Consider the following 17238-nt stretch of genomic DNA (forward strand, 5'->3'; position numbering starts at 1 on the left):
TTGTGCCCTTTTCACACGTGAGCCTCGCGCTTGCGTCATATCCCTCCTGAAAACTACATCGCCCACGGCGATCAGGACGGTTCGGAGTAATACACCTGCATGTCATTTGACTCTCTCGGCTTAAGTGCCGATATTTTGCGTGCGGTAGCAGAACAAGGCTACCAAGAGCCGACGCCGATTCAGCGTCAGGCAATTCCTGTGGTGCTGGCTGGTCGTGACCTGCTGGCGAGCGCCCAAACCGGCACCGGTAAAACCGCCGGCTTTACGCTGCCATTGCTGCAGCGTCTGACTGCAAAACCGTCCACGGCGCGTGGCCGCCGTCCGGTGCGTGCGCTGATCCTTACCCCGACCCGCGAACTGGCGGCTCAGGTTGGCGAGAACGTGCGTGAGTACAGCCAATATCTGGATATCCGTTCGCTGGTGGTCTTCGGCGGCGTGAGCATCAACCCGCAGATGATGAAACTGCGCGGCGGCGTTGACGTATTGGTGGCAACACCGGGCCGTCTGCTCGATCTGGCACACCAGAACGCGGTTGATCTGTCACAGGTTGAAATCCTCGTGCTGGATGAAGCGGATCGCATGCTCGACATGGGCTTCATCCACGACATCCGTCGCGTGCTGGCGCGTCTGCCTGCTAAGCGTCAGAACCTGCTGTTCTCGGCCACCTTCTCTGACGAGATCAAAACGCTGGCGGAAAAACTGCTCACCAACCCAGAACAGGTTGAAGTGGCGCGTCGTAATACCGCATCTGAGCAGGTTTCTCAGCAAGTGCACTTCGTGGATAAGAAGCGCAAGCGGGAACTGCTGTCGCTGATGATTGGTCGTGATAACTGGCAGCAAGTGCTGGTGTTCACCCGTACCAAACACGGCGCCAACCACCTGGCTGAACAGCTGAACAAAGACGGCATCACTGCCGCCGCGATCCACGGCAACAAGAGCCAGGGCGCGCGTACCCGTGCATTGGCTGACTTCAAATCTGGCGGCATTCGCGTGTTGGTCGCCACCGACATCGCGGCGCGTGGTCTGGATATCGAAGAGCTGCCACACGTGGTGAACTACGAGCTGCCAAACGTGGCGGAAGATTACGTGCACCGTATCGGTCGTACCGGCCGTGCAGCTGCTACCGGCGCGGCACTGTCGCTGGTGTGTGTGGATGAACACAAACTGCTGCGTGACATTGAGCGTCTGCTGAAGCGTGAAATCCCGCGCATCGAGCTGCCTGGTTTCGAAGTCGATCCAAGCATCAAAGCCGAGCCCATCCAGAACGGTCGTCAGCAGCAGGGCGGCGGTCGCGGCCAAGGTGGACGTGGTCAAGGCCAGGGTCGCGGACAGGGCGGCAACGTCTCTCGTCCACACAGCGGCAATGCACCACGTCCGCAGGGTGAAGCGCGTCCAGCGCGTCGTCCAGCGCAGGGCGCAAGCCAGGCCGCGCCAGCCGCCAACAGCGGTCGTCGTCGTCCGGCACCGAAGAAAACCGGGAACGCCTAACGTCATGAGGGTTTTGCTGGCGCCGATGGAGGGCGTGCTCGATTCGCTGGTGCGTGAGCTGCTCTCCGGGGTTAATGATTATGACTTATGCGTGACCGAGTTTTTGCGCGTGGTCGATCAGCTGCTGCCGGTAAAATCCTTCTATCGTTTGTGTCCTGAGCTGCATAACCACAGCCGCACGCCGTCAGGCACGCGGGTGCGCATGCAGCTGCTCGGGCAATATCCCGAGTGGCTGGCAGAGAACGCCGCGCGCGCGGTGGAACTCGGTTCCTGGGGCGTCGATCTCAACTGCGGCTGTCCGTCGAAGCTGGTAAACGGCAGCGGCGGCGGCGCCACCTTGCTGAAAGATCCCGAACTGATCTATCGCGGCGCGAAAGCGATGCGTGAAGCGGTGCCGGATCATCTGCCGGTGACGGTGAAAGTGCGCCTTGGCTGGGATTCCGGCGATCGTCGCTTTGAGATCGCCGATGCGGTGCAGCAAGCCGGTGCCAGCGAATTGGTGGTGCACGGCCGTACCAAAGAAGATGGCTATCGCGCCGAAAGCATTAACTGGCAGGCGATTGGCGAAATCCGCCAGCGTCTACGCATTCCGGTGATCGCCAACGGTGAAATCTGGAACTGGCAGGATGCGCAGGATTGCATGCGTATTACCGGCTGTGATGCGGTGATGATTGGGCGCGGTGCGCTCAACGTGCCGAATCTGGCGCGCGTGGTGAAGTACAACGAAGCACCGATGCCGTGGCCTGATGTGGTCGCATTGTTACTGAAGTATACCCAGCTGGAAAAGCAGGGCGATACCGGCATGTATCACGTGGCGCGCATCAAGCAGTGGCTTGGCTACCTGCGCAAGGCGTATCACCAAGCCGACGGCTTATTCAGCGAAGTCCGCACCCTCAAAGTCTCCGCCGACATCGCCACCGCAATCGAGCGCCATGCCGCAGCATTAATCAAATCCTCGTAGGGTCGCCATTCATGGCGTAATACTCGTCAGTTAAGAAAGCATGTTGCTTTAAACTGGTGCGGGCTCTGACACATCTGCTGCGTCACGGGCCGTCCTCGCGCCGCTAGCGCGGTGCCTTCGGCTTTCACGTCGTGCCAACGGACCGTTCGCGGATCGGCCGTCCTGGCCGGCCCCGAACTGCCTCACGCATCCATGCGCGAGGCTCCTGGCCCAACGTAAAAGCCGCAGCGCTGCGAATGGCCCTTTTGCCGCAGCAGACGCGCCAGCGCCTCTCAAAATTGAGCCGTTTTCAACAACACGCACGGAAGCTAAGAAGCAGGCCGGGGTCGCTTTTGGGCAGGCAATCCGCAGCGCTGAACGAAGCGAGGAAGCCAGGAGAGCCCGCAGGACGCGGGCGAAAGGCGGAGCCGGGACATGGAGGTCCCGCCTCCGCCGGTCCGTCAGGCAGACGAGCAAAGTGAAGGTACCGCGATAGCGGCGCGAGGACCGCAGGACCAAAAGTGGCCCCGGCCTGCGCACTCATCGTTGGCTTAACTGACAAGCATTACGCCATTCATGGTGACCTCTCCTAAAAAAACGATTAAAACTTTATAACTAAAAAATCCGCGATCTCTTAGCACGCTAAGGTTATAGTTGTCGTTCAATTTCATCATCATGCCCGACGCCACCTTCCATGTCTGACGCCGCTGTACTGAGTAACGCTCAGTTAAATAAACGTATTCTCTCCGTCATTGTCTTCACCTTCTTTTGCTACCTTTCGGTGGGTTTGCCGCTCGCGGTGCTGCCGGGATTCGTGCATAACCAGCTTGGATTCAGCTCATTCATCGCCGGATTGATTATCAGCCTGCAGTACTTCGCCACGCTGTTAAGTCGCCCGCACTCCGGTCGTCTGGCGGATCGCTACGGTCCAAAACGCGTGGTGATGATGGGATTGGTCTTCTGCGGCATGAGCGGCGTGTTATCGATTATCGCCGCGCTGTGCAGCGATATGCCGCTGCTAAGCCTGGCGCTGCTGGCGGCGGGGCGCTTATTCCTCGGCGTCGGCGAAAGCTTCAGCAGCACCGGATCGACGCTGTGGGGCATGAACATTGTCGGCCCGCTGCAAACCGCGCGCGTGATCTCGTGGAACGGCGTGGCGACCTATTTCGCCATGGCGATTGGTGCGCCACTTGGCGTGCTGCTTAATCAGTGGTTTGGCATCAGCGGCTTTGCCGGTTTGGTGGCGATCATGGGCGTTGCCGGATTCTGGATGGCGAGCCGCAAAGCGGGCGTCAGCGTTACCGCCGGCGTGCGCATTCCGTTTCATCGCGTGGTCAGTCGCGTGTGGATGTTTGGCCTGGCGCTCGGCTTTGGCACCATCGGCTTTGGCGTGATCTCCACCTTTATCACCCTCTATTTCGCCAGCCGCGACTGGAGCGGTGCCGCGTTCGCGCTGACACTGTTCAGCCTCGGCTTTGTGATTGTACGCCTCGGTTTTGGCCGCTACATCACGCGTTTAGGTGGCCTGAAAGTGGCGCTGGTGTCGTTTGTGCTGGAGTGTGCTGGATTGCTGCTGATTTGGCAGGCCGACAGTATCTGGCTGGTGGATTTGGGCGCGTTCCTTACCGGCGGCGGTTTCTCGCTGGTGTTCCCGGCGCTGGGCGTGGAAGCAGTGAAGCGCGTCCAGCAGCAGGATCAGGGTTCGGCGCTCGGCACCTATTCGGCGTTTCTTGATTTAGGGCTGGGATTAACTGGGCCGGTAGCGGGCTTGCTGATCGGTCATTGGGGCATGCAATCGGTCTATCTGGCGGCAGCGCTGATGGTGTTGGGCGCGTTTATGATTACGCTGCGCCTGCACCAGCAGCACCGCAGCCAGACGGCCGCGCAAGCGCTTTAGTATTTCTCAGGCACCACCATGTGCTCGGGTACCGGCGCGCGGCGATAGTCTTCAGAACGTTCGCGCGGCGGTAACATAATCGGTTTGGCTTCGCTCTCTTCGTACGGCATCTGCTGCAGCAAATGGCTGATGCAGTTAAGGCGCGCGCGTTTCTTGTCCACGCCTTGCACCACCCACCACGGTGCTTCGGGGATGTTGGTGCGCTCCAGCATCTCCTCTTTCGCCTCGGTGTAATCTTCCCAGCGACGACGGCTTTCGAGATCCATCGGGCTCAGCTTCCACTGTTTAAGCGGATCGTGAATACGGCTGAGGAAGCGCAGCTCCTGCTCCTCATCGGTGATCGAGAACCAGTATTTGATGATCTGGATGCCGCTGCGCGTCAGCATTTTTTCAAACTCCGGCACGCTGCGATAAAACTCTTCCACTTCATCTTCGTTACAGAAACCCATCACGCGCTCAACGCCCGCGCGGTTGTACCAGCTGCGGTCAAACATCACAATCTCACCGGCGGCCGGCAGATGGGCGATATAGCGCTGGAAATACCACTGCGTTTTCTCGCGATCGTTGGGCGCGGGCAGGGCGGCTACGCGACAGGTGCGCGGATTGAGACGCTGAGTGATACGTTTGATGACGCCGCCTTTCCCCGCCGCATCGCGCCCTTCAAACAGGATTACCACGCGATGTCCGGTACGCATCACCCAATCCTGCAGTTTCACCAGCTCGCCTTGCAGATGCAGCAGTTCGCGGAAATAGCGGCGACGAAAGGCTTTATCGTCATCCGCCTGCGGCTCGCCGCTGTCATTAAAACGCAGGTCATCCAGCTCCATCTCCAGCTCTTCGTCGTAGCTGTCGTAAAACTCCTGCAGCAGACGCTGATTAAAGGTCTCGCTGTGGAAGCTATTGTCGTGGGTCGCCATCATTTTCTCCCGTTACAGGTGGATAAACAGGGCGTAAAGGAGCCCCGAAAGTAAAACAGAAACCGGCAGCGTCAGCACCCACGCCATCGCCAGATTGCGGATGGTGGAAAGTTGCAAACCTGAACGGTTGGCAGCCATCGATCCGGCGACGCCCGAAGAGAGCACATGCGTGGTGGAAACCGGCAGGCCAAACACATCCGCCGCGCCAATGGTCGCCATTGCCACCAGTTCGGCGCTGGCCCCTTGCGCGTAGGTGAGATGGGTTTTACCGATGCGTTCGCCCACCGTGACCACAATGCGACGCCAGCCAACCATGGTGCCGAGGCCCAGCGCTATCGCCACCACCACTTTCACCCACATCGGGATAAAGCGCGTCGCGGCATCCAGCTCTTTCTTCACCGCCGCCAGGTTGCGTGCGGTCTCTTCCGGCAGCGTCACTTTGGCATTTTGCAGATGCTTGATGGTTTCCGATGCCAGATACATGTCGTTTCGCGTGTTAGTCACCGCCTGCGCCGGAATATTCTCCACCGCGCCGTAGCGGCGAATCTGATCGCCAATATCGCCGAGCATCATGCCGAGCGCCGGTATCACTTGCGGGCGATTTTGGTTGGTACGCACGAATTCGGTCAGCACTTCACGCGGTGCGGGCATGGCGGCGGGCGCTGGTTGCAGCATCAACAGCTGCTGTTCCGTCACCTGAGTTAAGGCGGCGACGCGCGGAATCTGTTCCGGCGGCAGCGAGCGGTTCAGCGCATAGGCAATCGGCATGGTGCCGACCAGAATCAACATGATTAAGCCCATGCCTTTTTGGCCGTCATTCGAGCCATGCGCGAAAGAGACGCCGGTGCAGGTGAGGATCAGCAAGCCGCGAATCCATACCGGCGGCGGCTGATTGCCCTTCGGCGCTTCATACAGCTGGCGATTGCGGATAAAGGCTTTCATCGCCAGCAGCAGCAGCGCGGCGCAGACGAAGCCAACAATCGGCGACAGCAGCAGCGCGTAACCGACTTTAATCGCCTGATCCCAATCCACGCCGCTGGTGCCGCTGCGGCCATGCAGCAAGGCGTTCGCCACGCCGACGCCGATGATCGAACCGATCAACGTATGCGAAGAGGAGGCCGGCAAACCAAAATACCAGGTGCCGAGGTTCCAGATAATCGCCGAGAACAGCAGCGCATACACCATGGCAAAGCCGTGGCCGCTGCCCGCTTGCAGAATCAACTCTACCGGCAACAGCGAGATGATGCCGAACGCCACCACGCCGCTGGAGAGCAGCACGCCCAAAAAGTTACAGAAACCGGACCACATCACCGCCACGCCCGGCGACAGCGAATGGGTGTAGATCACCGTAGCCACGGCGTTGGCGGTATCGTGGAAACCGTTCACAAATTCAAAGCCGAGCGCGATGATCAGCGCCACGCCAAGCAGTACGAACGGCGTATAACTGGTGACCGGCGCGCCGGTCTCTTCCACGTCGTTAAACAGGTTAATGCCGGCATACATCAGCCCAGCAATCAGCAACAGTACAAAGATCAGGCGTGAGGCTGGACCATTGCCGCGGTTAAGGTTCGGGCGTCCGCTGTGGGACGAGGAGGTCGATGCAGGTAAACTGTTTTCAGCCATAAAACACCTCAGTGTTAAATCACGATGCTCGAACGGCATCCGTTAATGGCAGTGTGATACGTGGTTTGTATGACAGAATGATGATGGCGATCACGCTGTGTCATCGTGCTGCAACAAAGCTGTCGCACGCTGTGGATCTGACCGCTGCGGAATGACCTGCTAATGCTCCAGCCCGTACTACCACTCGCCTCGCTGCCGGACTTCAATAATGAAGTCGCCGGATTGATTCACGGTTATCTGTTTACCCCCACGTCGCCGCCACAGCGGCTCAATGCGCGCGAAGCGGCCCAGCTGGCGCAGCAGCAGCTGCCGGAGTCGTACTTTATCTGGCTGCACATCAACCTGAATCACGCGCGAGCAGAGCGTTGGGTTCAGGACCACTTTGGCGTAGACCACGACTTTTTCGACGAGATACATTCCGCTTCGCCGCGCACCCGTTTAGCCCATCAAAACGATGCGCTGTTGGCGGTGCTCAATGACGTGACTTTCAGTAAGGAGGAGCGCAGCACGCAGAACGCCACGCTGTGGATGTGGTGCTGCCCGCGAGTGGTGGTCACCGCGCGTTTTCGTCCGGTTGGCATGATTGAGCGCATGCATCAGCAGATGGATCGCCTGAAGTTCGCCGAGCCGGATGCGATGCTGCTGTGGCTGCTCGGCGAGCAGGAAGCGCAGCTGGAGCAAGTGGTAAGGCGATCCAGTCAGGCGGTGGATGCGATTGAAGAGCGGTTGCTGAGTGCAGCGATCAAAACTAATCGCCGCGAGCTGGGGCAACTGCGCCGTATGCTGCTGCGCGTGCAGCGTTTGCTGGCACCGGAACCGGCGGCGCTGTTCCGCCTGTTGAATCGTCCGCCCAAATGGCTGAAGCGCGAACCGTTAGGCGAGCTGCGGATTTTTACTGAAGAGTTCAGCGTAGCATTGAATGATTTGGCGAGTTTGATGGAGCGGATTCGTTTGTTGCAGGAAGAGATCGCCGCGCGTTTGATGGAGCAGAGCAACCGCACGCTGTTTTTGCTGACGGTGATTACCGTGCTGGCGCTGCCGATCAATATCGTGGCGGGATTTTTTGGTATGAATGTGGGCGGGATTCCGCTGGCGAATAATCCGCACGGTTTTTTGCTGCTGGTGTTGGTGGTGCTGGCGTTTACGCTGGTGGCGGGGTGGCTGGCGTTTCGACGACCGCGTGATTAAAAATCAATAAAAAACCAGCCCGCAGGCTGGCTCTTCACATCTTCAACCGTGATTACAGGCTGGAGGTCGGCTGCGCCGCTGGCGCTGCACCGTTGATACCTTGCGGTGTCATTGGCTCTTCTTTCGGCAATGCGTCAGAAGACTCCTGAACCGGAACCGGTGCTGGCTGAACCTCGCCTGCTGGACCGTTAATCTTGATCGGCATACCGTTACGCGCCTGGATAGCGTTGTTGACCGCATCCTGGTTGGTGCTGGCATCGGCAATCACTTTGGTCACCGCGGAAGTCAGGTTAATCGGCACCACTTCGCGTGAGTTGAACTGCTCTTCGGTGGTCGACAGCGGATTGTGCACTTCCACATAACGCGAACCATCTGGCTCAACGGTGGCTTTCACCGGCTGATCGATGAACTGAACGCGCGTGCCAACCGGCACGTTGTCGAACAGCCATTTAATGTCGTCAGCACGCAGACGCACGCAGCCGTGGCTCACGCGCAGGCCAATACCGAAGTTGGCGTTAGTACCGTGAATCGCATACAGGCGGCCAATATACAGCGCGTGCAGACCCATCGGGTTATCCGGGCCAGCCGGGAACACCGCAGGAATGCTCTCGCCGCGTGCCGCATATTCTGCGTGCATCGCTTTGGTTGGCGTCCAGGTTGGGCCATCTTTCTTACGCTCAACCGCCGTTGTCCAGTTGATCGGCGTATCTTTACCCAGCTCGCCGATACCGATTGGCAGCACGACCACAGTTTTGGTGCCTTTCGGGTAGTAATAAAGACGCATCTCAGCGCTGTTGATCACGATGCCTTCACGCGGCGCGTCAGGCAGAATCAGTTGCTGTGGGATGATCATTTTAGTGCCAGCTTTCGGCAGATAAACGTCAACGCCCGGATTGGCTTCCAGCATGTTGCTGAGGCCCATCTGATACTGAGCAGCAAAGGCTTCCAGCGGAAGTTTGCTGTCATCAGGGACGGTGATTTCAATGTTTTCGCCGATCAGACGGCTGTTAGCCGGCGGCAGCGGATAGACTACTGCAAATGCCGACTGGCTGAACGCCGCCAGTGCGAGGGCGAGTGAAGCGAACGCGCGAATGCTCATTTTCATGTTTTTCAAGTCGTTATGGCCATGTTTCAGGCTTGTCAGTGTGTCGAATCCATCGTGGTCAGTATGACCCGCTGCGCATTATATGTGCATTGACGCATTGATGGAAATCAGGATTTTTACTGGCTGCAGATACTTTACGCAATTCCTTGTCTTTACCAGACAATTCTCTTGGATCCGCAGCCCAAAAAGTGAATTTTCACGGCTGCCACAGCGTCACTTCATTACTCAGTTTACGATTGAGGAAAAAAGCGGCACTGATTAAGGCCAGATGCGTCAACGCCTGCGGCATGTTACCCAAGGCTTCACCGTGCGAAGTGAACTCTTCGGCATACAGACCAAGCGGGTTGGCGTAACTCAGCAGCTTTTCAAACTCAAAATGCGCCTCATGTACGCGACCCGCACGCGCCAGACACTCCACATACCAGAATGAGCAGGCGGCAAAAGAGCCTTCTCCACCTTTTAAAGCATCGGCAGGCGTCTCGTGAATGTTATAGCGTCGAACTAAACCGTCGCTCACCAGATGCGTTTTAATCGCGTCCAGCGTCGAAATCCAGTCGGGATCGGTGGAGCTAACAAAGCGCACCAGCGGCATCAATAGCATCGACGCATCAAGGAAGGTTCCGCCGCGCGTGGCGGTGAAATGGCCCAGTTCCGGGTTCCAGAAGTTCTGCCAGATATCATCGCGGATCTCGCTGCGCACCCGATCCCAGCGTTCGTATGGCATCGGCAATGAACGCTTCATGCCTAATCGCAGCGCACGATCGAGCGCGACCCAACACATCAGGCGTGAATGCAGGAAATGCTCTGGTTCACCGCGCATCTCCCAGATTCCAGCATCGGGCTGATTCCAGTTTGCGCAGACGTAATCGATCATATCGGAGACGTACTTCCAGCCGCGATGCGAAATCGCTTCGCCATATTTGTTGGCGAGATAGATGGCATCCATCAACTCACCGTAAATATCGAGCTGCGTCTGACGCCAGGCATCATTGCCGATGCGTACTGGACGCGAATTGGCGTAGCCGGAAAGATTAAGCAGCTCGGTTTCATGCAGCTCGGTGCCGCTGTCGAGGCGATACATCACCTGTAAGTGCGGCGTGTCGTCGTGGCTGTGCTCGACGCAGCGGCCGACCCACTTGGTGAAGTCACGCGCTTCTTCGGTGTAGCCGAGGCGCATTAGCGCGTACATGCTAAATGAGGCATCGCGGATCCATGAGGCGCGATAATCCCAGTTGCGCTCGCCGCCCAACTCTTCCGGTAAGCCAAAGGTGGCGGCCGCGGCGATGGAACCGTGCTGATGCGAGGTGAGCAGCTTCAGCGCCAGCGCCGAACGCGTCACCATCTCCTGCCAGCGGCCGCGATAGGAACTGTGGCTGCTCCAGCGCCGCCAGTACTGGAGCGTGTCATGGAAACACTGTTCGGTGGCGATCCTGGCCACGTTGGCATCGTCATCGTTGCCAAAGACAAATTCAGCGGTTTCACCGGCTTTCAGGGTGAATTCCGCTACCGCGCTGTGATTTTCGCGCGTCATCACCACCGTAGCGCTCAGGCGCAACGTGGGTTGTCCGGGTGCCAGAAACGCAATGCCGCCGGGGCGCAGTTCGGTGGTGGTTTCGGCGCGGGCATAGTCATGGCGCGGGGCGCACAGCAGATGAAATTTTGCCGTACCGCGTACCATCTTCACGCGACGCACGATACGCGGCACTTTGCTGTGTTCATCGCAAATCGGCATGTAATCGGTGATCTCTGCCACGCCCGCGTCATCCAGCCAGCGGGTTTGCAGAATATTGGTATCCGGCAGGTAAAGCTGCTGCTGGCGGGCATGTTTCCAGTCCGGCGCGAGGGAGAAAAGGCCAGCCTCATCGCTGTCGAGCAGGGCGGCGAAAACCGACGGGCTATCGAGCTCCGGCCAGCATAAATAATCGATGGTGCCGTCATTCGCGATCAGGGCGCAGGTGCGTAAATCACCGATCACACCGTGGTCGTCTATTCTTCGTTTTATCTCGCTCATCGTGCCCCCTAATCCGTATGTAATTGTTAACTATAGACGAAACGGCAGATTCGGCGGCGCCGAGGCACAGAAGGATAACTTCTATACTGTTAAGACACCCTCAATCAGGAGAATGTTATGAGTTCAGGAAAACAGAAAGTCGCTGTGGTCACCGGATCCAGTTCTGGCATTGGTCGCAGCTGTGCGGTGATGCTGGCCGAAGCGGGCTATACGCTTGGCATCACCTGGAGTTCGGATGAAGAGGGCGCCCAGGAAACCGCACGCATGGTGGAGAGCCGTGGACAGCAGGCGCAGGTAAGGCAGGTTAATCTTGCCGATCCGCAAGCTGGCGCACAGCAACTGGCGCAGCTGATCAACTCGCTGGGACGTATCGATGTACTGGTGAGCAATGCGGGCGTGATGACCAAAGCCGACTTTCTCGACGTCACCTTTGAAGATTGGCGCAAAGTGTTCAATGTGGATGTCGATGGCGCGTTTCTGTGCGGGCAGATTGCCGCGCGCCATATGGTGGATCAGGGCGACGGCGGACGCATCATCAACATCACCTCGGTGCATGAACACACGCCGCTGCCGGATGCCACCGCCTATACCGCCGCGAAACATGCGCTTGGTGGCCTGACCAAGTCGATGGCATTGAGTCTGTTGCCGCACCATATTCTGGTGAACGCGGTCGCGCCGGGCGCGATTGCCACGGCGATGAACGATATGAAAGATGACCAGCAAGGACGACGTATGCCGGAAATCCCGATTGGGCGTCCCGGCGATACGCGTGAAGTGGCGAGTCTAGTGGCATGGCTCTGTTCGGAGTGGGCAACTTATACCACCGGACAATCGTTTATTGTCGACGGTGGTTTTATGTTGGCCAATCCGCAGTTTAAGGGGTACCACTCGTAATCAACCGGCGCGGCGGTGATTCCAGTGGCGAATGATGTAACGCAAGACGATGCCAAAAATCACCGCCGCCGCCAGCCACAATAGCGGCTTGAGGTGCTGATCGATCTTGTGCAGCCACGGCGCGACAATCTGTCCGGCAAAGTAGCCAAGCGAGACAAAGATCAGCGCCCACAGCGCCGCACCAACCACGTTCAGAATGAAGAAACGCAGCGGCTTAAGGCGGCTGGTGCCAATAATGATCGGCCCGACAATGCGGAAGCCGTACATAAAGCGCACGCCAATCACGAACAGGCTCGGGTGTTTTTGAATTAGCCGCTTAGCCTTGCCAATTGTTTCCTGATGTTTACTGAAACGGCGCAAAATGCGCGTGCCATAACGGCGTCCCAGCCAGAACAGCAGCTGATCGCCAATAATGCCGCCGATCATCGCCGCCAGCACCACGCCGCTGAAGTGCAATAAGCCTTCATGCGCCGCCACCCCGCCCAACAGCGTGAACGTTTCCCCTTCAGCGATACAGCCAATCAGCAGCGCCAGATAACCGTATTGGGTGATTAATCCATTGATATCGAGATGCAAATTATCCTCCCTGCAAAGTGTGAAATCGTTATTAGTGTATACCAGCGGCTTAATTTGTGTGGCGACCCGCAAAAACGGCGCTGACGATTATACTTGAGTTAACGCTGCCTCCGTTGATCAGGCCGTTAGCTGTAAGGGCAGCCCATCGCAGCAAAGGAGTAGATGTATGAATCATGTCTGGGGTTTACTGGCGCATCCAGGTCAGGAAATGCGCGATATTAAACAGGAAAATGAGAGCGTTTCGCACCATTACACCCATCATGTTCTGTTAATGGCGGCGATCCCGGTGATCTGCGCCTTTATCGGGACCACGCAACTGGGCTGGAATCTGGGCGAAGGGCAATTCGTACAACTCAATCTACTGACCGGTATCGGTCTCGGCATTCTGTTCTATCTGATTATTCTCGGCGGCGTGGCGGTAATGGGGCGGGTGATCCACTGGATGGCACGTAACTACCCGCAGCGTCCTAGCCTGCAGCGCTGCACGGTGTTTGCCGGCTATGTGGCAACGCCGCTGTTCCTCAGCGGGCTGGTGGCGCTCTATCCATTAGTATGGCTTTGCGTGCTGGCGGGCGCGATGGCGCTGGTTTATACCGGTTATTTGCTTTACGTCGGCATTCCGGTATTCCTGAGCATCGACCGTGAAGAGAGCCTGCGTTTCTCCGGTTCAACGTTGGCGATTGGTGTGCTGGTGTTTGAAGTGCTGCTGGCGCTGACGGTGGTTCTGTGGGGTTACGGGCCACGGTTGTTCTGATGTTAGCCAGGTCGCCATAAATGGCGACCCTACAAAAAACGCACTCACCTCGTAGGGTCGCCATTCATGGCGACCTTCCCCTAAAACGCACCCAACCCGTAAGATCGTCATTCATGGCGACCTTTTTAACGCCCGGAAACAATCTCTATAAGAAATTTCTCAGGTAAGTGCGTATGATACTGCTGCCAGCCCGCATCCTGTCTGGATTGTTGCGGGCGGCCTGTGTCTCAACACAGCGCAAACTCCTTACCGGATTTTTTTGACACGATGTCTGCAAAAATGCGTATTTCCTTGCTGTCGCTGGCGCTGTTTGTCGCCGCGCCAGCCGCTGTAACGCTCGCGTACGCTGCGCCGGCGGCACTCTCGAACCTGGCGCCGATTGCTCAACCGCAAATCGCCTCCGGCAGTGCCATGATTGTTGATTTGGAAAACGGCAAAGTGCTGTTTTCCAGCCATCCTAACCGCGTACGTCCAATCGCTTCACTTACCAAAGTAATGACGGCGATGGTGGTCCTGGATGCCAAGCTGCCGATGGATGAAATGCTGTCGGTGGATATCAGCCATACCGCTGAGATGCGCGGTGTGTTCTCCCGCGTCAAACTGAACAGCGAAATTAGCCGCCGCAACATGCTGCTGCTGGCGCTGATGTCCTCGGAAAACCGTGCTGCCGCCAGCCTGGCGCATCACTATCCGGGCGGTTACGATGCGTTTATCCGCGCCATGAACGCCAAAGCGCGTGCACTTGGCATGACGCACACGCGCTATGTGGAGCCGACGGGCCTGTCGATTCAGAACGTTTCCAGCGCGGAAGATTTGGTTAAGCTGGTGAAAGCCACGCGTCAGTACCCGCTGATTGGCGAACTGAGCACCACCAAAGAAGATACTGCGGTATTTAAACATCCGAACTACGCGCTGCCGTTCCGTAACACCAATCATCTGGTGTACAAAAACGACTGGCGTATTCAGCTGACCAAAACCGGTTACACCGACGAAGCCGGGCACTGCCTGGTGATGCGCACGGTGATCAACAACCGTCCGGTAGCGCTGGTGGTGCTGGATGCCTTTGGCAAATACACCCATTTCGCCGATGCTAATCGCCTGCGCGACTGGCTGGAAACCGGCAAAGCCGCACCGGTTCCGGCCGCAGCGCTGGCGTATAAAAAGCAGAAGTCCGGTTTGACGGCCAATAACGAATAATTCTCCCGCAGGTGCTTCCGGGCACCTGCAAAAACGCTTATCGTAAGCGCCAAAGTTTTACACCTTCATTCCTATAGTTTCAGTGTCGGCAACGTCTTAAACTAGCCGCCATTCACGATCGCACTTGCGTTTATCGGCTGTTATTGCGCTGGAATCTCATTCATATGTTCAAGTTTCGTCATCTGTTTACCCCGTTTTTACTGCTATTCGTGCTGTTAGCCCCCACGCTGAGCGTGGCCGCCGACACGCCGCCCAACGATCAGGCAGAAGACGCCGCACCGAAGGTTAATGCCTCGGTCGAGCTGCCTAAGATGCAGAAAATTCTCGACAAAATTAAAGGTCAGGTCTCAGGCGATACCAATGAAAGTCAGCTCAACCAGCTCAATGAGATGGCGCTCGAGCTTTCCGGTAATGCCGAAACCCTCGGCCAGGCGTTGATTCCGCAGGGGCAGCAGCTGGATGCCCAGTTAGCGGTGCTCGGCCCGGCCCCCAAAGCCGACAGCGGCGTGAAAGAGACGCCCGAAGTGACGCGCAAACGTGCGGCGCTGGAGAGCCAGAAAGCCAAGCTGGACGATCAGATCAAACAAGCCGATGGCATCAAAAATGGTGCACTGGTGCTGTCATCACAGATCGTCAACCTGCGTCGTGACCAGCTGAAAAGCCAGCTGGCGCTGAACTCCGGCAGTATCCTCGGCCCGCGTTTCTGGGCGCCGGTGATGAGCAGCCAGGATCTGGATGGCGAGAAGATCAGCGATTTTATCGCCGAATTGCAGGACACCGCCGCGCTGTCGTGGGAATCGGGTTGGCGTTTTGGCACCATCGCCTGGCTGTTTGCGGCGATGCTGGTGATGACGCTGGGACGCCGCTACAGCGAAGAGTTCTTTGCCTGGGTCAGCATTCATAAAATGCCGGAAGGACGCTTACGTCGCAGCTTCCTCGCCGCCACCACCGCGCTCACCACGCTGGCGGCGGTGGTACTCACCTTCAACTTCATCGCGCTGGCCTTTACGCGCCGCGACGAAGTCTCTGGTGATGTGCAGGATTTTGTCGAGCGTCTGGTGCAGCTCAGCGTCTATTGCGGCTTGATTGCCGGTTTAGGCCGCGCGTTCCTCTCAACGCGTCGCCCAAGCTGGCGTCTGCCGGCCATCTCCAACGAAGTAGCGCTGGCACTGAAGCCGTTCCCGCCATTCACCGCCGCGCTGGTGTTTGTTTTCCAGACGGTGGAAGCCTTCAACTACAGCGTCGGCACCAGTCTGAACACCACTATTTTTGCTAACGGCTTGACCGCGCTGCTGATTGGCAGCACCGGACTGGCGATCGGCATGCGCATCAACCGCGTACGCCGCCGCATGGTGCAGGAAGGTCATCAGCCTGAAGCGCGCTCAACGCTGGTGGGATTGGTGCAGCTGGCGCTGATGCTGACGGCGCTGGGCATCCTGGTTTCGCTGATTATTGGTTACGTCACGCTGGCACGCTTCCTCAGCTATGAAGTGATTTGGTGCGGCATCTTGTTTGGTTCGTTCTACTTCCTCAGCCATCTGGTAAATGACGGCTGCGAAAGCCTGTTCTCAACCAGCAATGCCACCGGAAAGCGCCTGCAAACCACGCTGAATATCGATGAGCGCTACCTGCAACAGGCGGCGACGCTGCTCAGCGCGCTGGGTAAAACCTTGCTGATTGCGATTCTGGCGCTGGCGCTGCTGAACGGCACGTTTGCCTCATCAACGCCGATTGAGCTGATCCAGAAGGTGATTGAATTCTGGGGCGGTAAAGGGCTGGAGTCGCTGAACATTGTGCCGGCGCACATGGTCAATGCGATTCTTTGTCTGGTGGTGGGGATTTACGTGCTGCGTTCGGTGCGTCGCTGGCTGGATAAAGATTTCCTGCCAAAAACCACCATGGACGTTGGCATGCGCGTGTCGCTGGTGACGCTGTTCAGCAACATCGGTTACGTGCTGATTATCCTGCTGACGCTATCGATCATGGGCCTGCAGTGGAACAAGCTGGCGTGGATCGTCAGCGCCTTGTCGGTCGGTATCGGTTTCGGTTTGCAGGAGATTGTGAAGAACTTTATCTCCGGCCTGATTCTGTTGACCGAACGTCCGGTGAAAGTCGGCGATCTGGTGAGCATCAGCGGCATTGAAGGGGATATCCGTCGCATCAACGTGCGCGCCACCGAAATTCAGCTGGGCGACAAATCAACGGTGATTGTGCCGAACTCGCAGTTTATCTCGCAGAACGTGCGTAACGCCACCATGGGCAATGCGCAGGGCGTGGTCACCATCTTGCTGACCTTCCCGCTGGATATCGATCCGGTGCGGGTGCGGGAAATTCTGCTGGAAGTGTATCAGGAGAACGAACGTATTCTGGAGACGCCGGAGCCGTCCGTGTCGTTCAAAGATTTGACGCCGGCGGGCATCGTGTTGAGCGTCACCGGCAACGTGGCGGGTCAGCGCCAGATTTCCGGCGCCAAGAGTGATTTGCTGTTCGATATTCTGACGCGTCTGCGCAAAGAGGGCATTATGCTGTCAACGCCGCAAACCATGATTATCGAGCGCCGCGCCATGGCTGCGGCACAAGATCAGCAAAGCGATCCGTTGCCATAAATCCGTAGGGTGGCCATTCATGGCCACCTTTACCACAACCGC

13 protein-coding genes are annotated in these 17238 nt (G+C 57.6%); 8 read left to right on the forward strand and 5 right to left on the reverse strand.

Features of this window, described 5'->3' with window-relative positions:
* The first annotated feature begins 99 nt into the window (after positions 1-99).
* From rhlE to NQH49_RS06170, 3 genes are all read left to right on the forward strand, one after another.
* The gene (gene rhlE, locus NQH49_RS06160) at positions 100-1488 is read left to right on the forward strand and encodes an ATP-dependent RNA helicase RhlE (protein ID WP_256695974.1); all 1389 of its coding nucleotides are present in this window, start codon (positions 100-102) and stop codon (positions 1486-1488) included.
* Positions 1489-1492: 4 nt separating this feature from the next.
* On the forward strand, positions 1493-2449 hold the full coding sequence (gene dusC / locus NQH49_RS06165; protein ID WP_256695975.1) for a tRNA dihydrouridine(16) synthase DusC: 957 nt from the start codon (positions 1493-1495) through the stop codon (positions 2447-2449).
* 673 nt (positions 2450-3122) lie between these two features.
* Entirely contained in the window at positions 3123-4325 is a 1203-nt protein-coding gene (locus tag NQH49_RS06170) for an MFS transporter (RefSeq protein ID WP_256695976.1), read from the forward strand.
* On the opposite strand, the gene ppk2 is transcribed toward NQH49_RS06170, so the two are convergent.
* Together ppk2 and NQH49_RS06180 are read right to left on the reverse strand one after the other, a co-directional pair.
* Entirely contained in the window at positions 4322-5242 is a 921-nt protein-coding gene (gene ppk2 / locus NQH49_RS06175; protein ID WP_008102671.1) for a polyphosphate kinase 2, read from the reverse strand. The genes NQH49_RS06170 and ppk2 overlap by 4 nt on opposite strands.
* Positions 5243-5254: 12 nt before the next feature.
* Complete coding sequence (locus NQH49_RS06180) at positions 5255-6865, reverse strand: inorganic phosphate transporter (protein ID WP_256695977.1); 1611 nt, start codon at positions 6863-6865, stop codon at positions 5255-5257.
* Positions 6866-7027: 162 nt separating this feature from the next.
* On the opposite strand from NQH49_RS06180, the gene NQH49_RS06185 reads away from it, so the two are divergent.
* The gene (locus tag NQH49_RS06185) at positions 7028-8053 is read left to right on the forward strand and encodes a transporter (protein WP_061717311.1); all 1026 of its coding nucleotides are present in this window, start codon (positions 7028-7030) and stop codon (positions 8051-8053) included.
* A gap of 52 nt (positions 8054-8105) precedes the next feature.
* On the opposite strand, the gene NQH49_RS06190 is transcribed toward NQH49_RS06185, so the two are convergent.
* Together NQH49_RS06190 and NQH49_RS06195 are read right to left on the reverse strand one after the other, a co-directional pair.
* Positions 8106-9158, reverse strand: coding sequence for a L,D-transpeptidase family protein (locus tag NQH49_RS06190; protein ID WP_256695978.1), 1053 nt, complete (start codon positions 9156-9158; stop codon positions 8106-8108).
* A gap of 196 nt (positions 9159-9354) precedes the next feature.
* Entirely contained in the window at positions 9355-11169 is a 1815-nt protein-coding gene (locus NQH49_RS06195) for a glycoside hydrolase family 15 protein (protein WP_256695979.1), read from the reverse strand.
* Positions 11170-11286: 117 nt separating this feature from the next.
* Here NQH49_RS06195 and NQH49_RS06200 point away from each other — a divergent pair, with 117 nt between their 5' ends.
* On the forward strand, positions 11287-12063 hold the full coding sequence (locus NQH49_RS06200) for an SDR family oxidoreductase (RefSeq protein WP_256695980.1): 777 nt from the start codon (positions 11287-11289) through the stop codon (positions 12061-12063).
* On the opposite strand, the gene NQH49_RS06205 is transcribed toward NQH49_RS06200, so the two are convergent.
* Complete coding sequence (locus NQH49_RS06205) at positions 12064-12639, reverse strand: DedA family protein (RefSeq protein WP_137385418.1); 576 nt, start codon at positions 12637-12639, stop codon at positions 12064-12066.
* Between the two features lie 166 nt (positions 12640-12805).
* On the opposite strand from NQH49_RS06205, the gene NQH49_RS06210 reads away from it, so the two are divergent.
* From NQH49_RS06210 to NQH49_RS06220, 3 genes are all read left to right on the forward strand, one after another.
* Positions 12806-13393, forward strand: a complete 588-nt coding sequence (locus tag NQH49_RS06210) for a Yip1 family protein (protein WP_256695981.1) — start codon at positions 12806-12808, stop codon at positions 13391-13393.
* 267 nt (positions 13394-13660) lie between these two features.
* Entirely contained in the window at positions 13661-14590 is a 930-nt protein-coding gene (gene pbpG / locus NQH49_RS06215) for a D-alanyl-D-alanine endopeptidase (RefSeq protein WP_256695982.1), read from the forward strand.
* 164 nt (positions 14591-14754) lie between these two features.
* On the forward strand, positions 14755-17196 hold the full coding sequence (locus tag NQH49_RS06220; protein ID WP_256695983.1) for a DUF3772 domain-containing protein: 2442 nt from the start codon (positions 14755-14757) through the stop codon (positions 17194-17196).
* Positions 17197-17238: the final 42 nt, after the last annotated feature.

Source organism: Pantoea trifolii, assembly GCF_024506435.1.
In the GTDB taxonomy this organism is placed as follows: domain Bacteria; phylum Pseudomonadota; class Gammaproteobacteria; order Enterobacterales; family Enterobacteriaceae; genus Pantoea; species Pantoea trifolii.

What these genes read in the sequence shown, in the direction of transcription:
- rhlE (WP_256695974.1), top strand. Translation starts at nt 100, where the DNA reads ATGTCATTTGACTCTCTCGGCTTAAGTGCCGATATTTTGCGTGCGGTA.
- dusC (WP_256695975.1), top strand. Translation starts at nt 1,493, where the DNA reads ATGAGGGTTTTGCTGGCGCCGATGGAGGGCGTGCTCGATTCGCTGGTG.
- NQH49_RS06170 (WP_256695976.1), top strand. Translation starts at nt 3,123, where the DNA reads ATGTCTGACGCCGCTGTACTGAGTAACGCTCAGTTAAATAAACGTATT.
- ppk2 (WP_008102671.1), bottom strand. Translation starts at nt 5,242, where the DNA reads ATGGCGACCCACGACAATAGCTTCCACAGCGAGACCTTTAATCAGCGT.
- NQH49_RS06180 (WP_256695977.1), bottom strand. Translation starts at nt 6,865, where the DNA reads ATGGCTGAAAACAGTTTACCTGCATCGACCTCCTCGTCCCACAGCGGA.
- NQH49_RS06185 (WP_061717311.1), top strand. Translation starts at nt 7,028, where the DNA reads ATGCTCCAGCCCGTACTACCACTCGCCTCGCTGCCGGACTTCAATAAT.
- NQH49_RS06190 (WP_256695978.1), bottom strand. Translation starts at nt 9,158, where the DNA reads ATGAAAATGAGCATTCGCGCGTTCGCTTCACTCGCCCTCGCACTGGCG.
- NQH49_RS06195 (WP_256695979.1), bottom strand. Translation starts at nt 11,169, where the DNA reads ATGAGCGAGATAAAACGAAGAATAGACGACCACGGTGTGATCGGTGAT.
- NQH49_RS06200 (WP_256695980.1), top strand. Translation starts at nt 11,287, where the DNA reads ATGAGTTCAGGAAAACAGAAAGTCGCTGTGGTCACCGGATCCAGTTCT.
- NQH49_RS06210 (WP_256695981.1), top strand. Translation starts at nt 12,806, where the DNA reads ATGAATCATGTCTGGGGTTTACTGGCGCATCCAGGTCAGGAAATGCGC.
- pbpG (WP_256695982.1), top strand. Translation starts at nt 13,661, where the DNA reads ATGTCTGCAAAAATGCGTATTTCCTTGCTGTCGCTGGCGCTGTTTGTC.
- NQH49_RS06220 (WP_256695983.1), top strand. Translation starts at nt 14,755, where the DNA reads ATGTTCAAGTTTCGTCATCTGTTTACCCCGTTTTTACTGCTATTCGTG.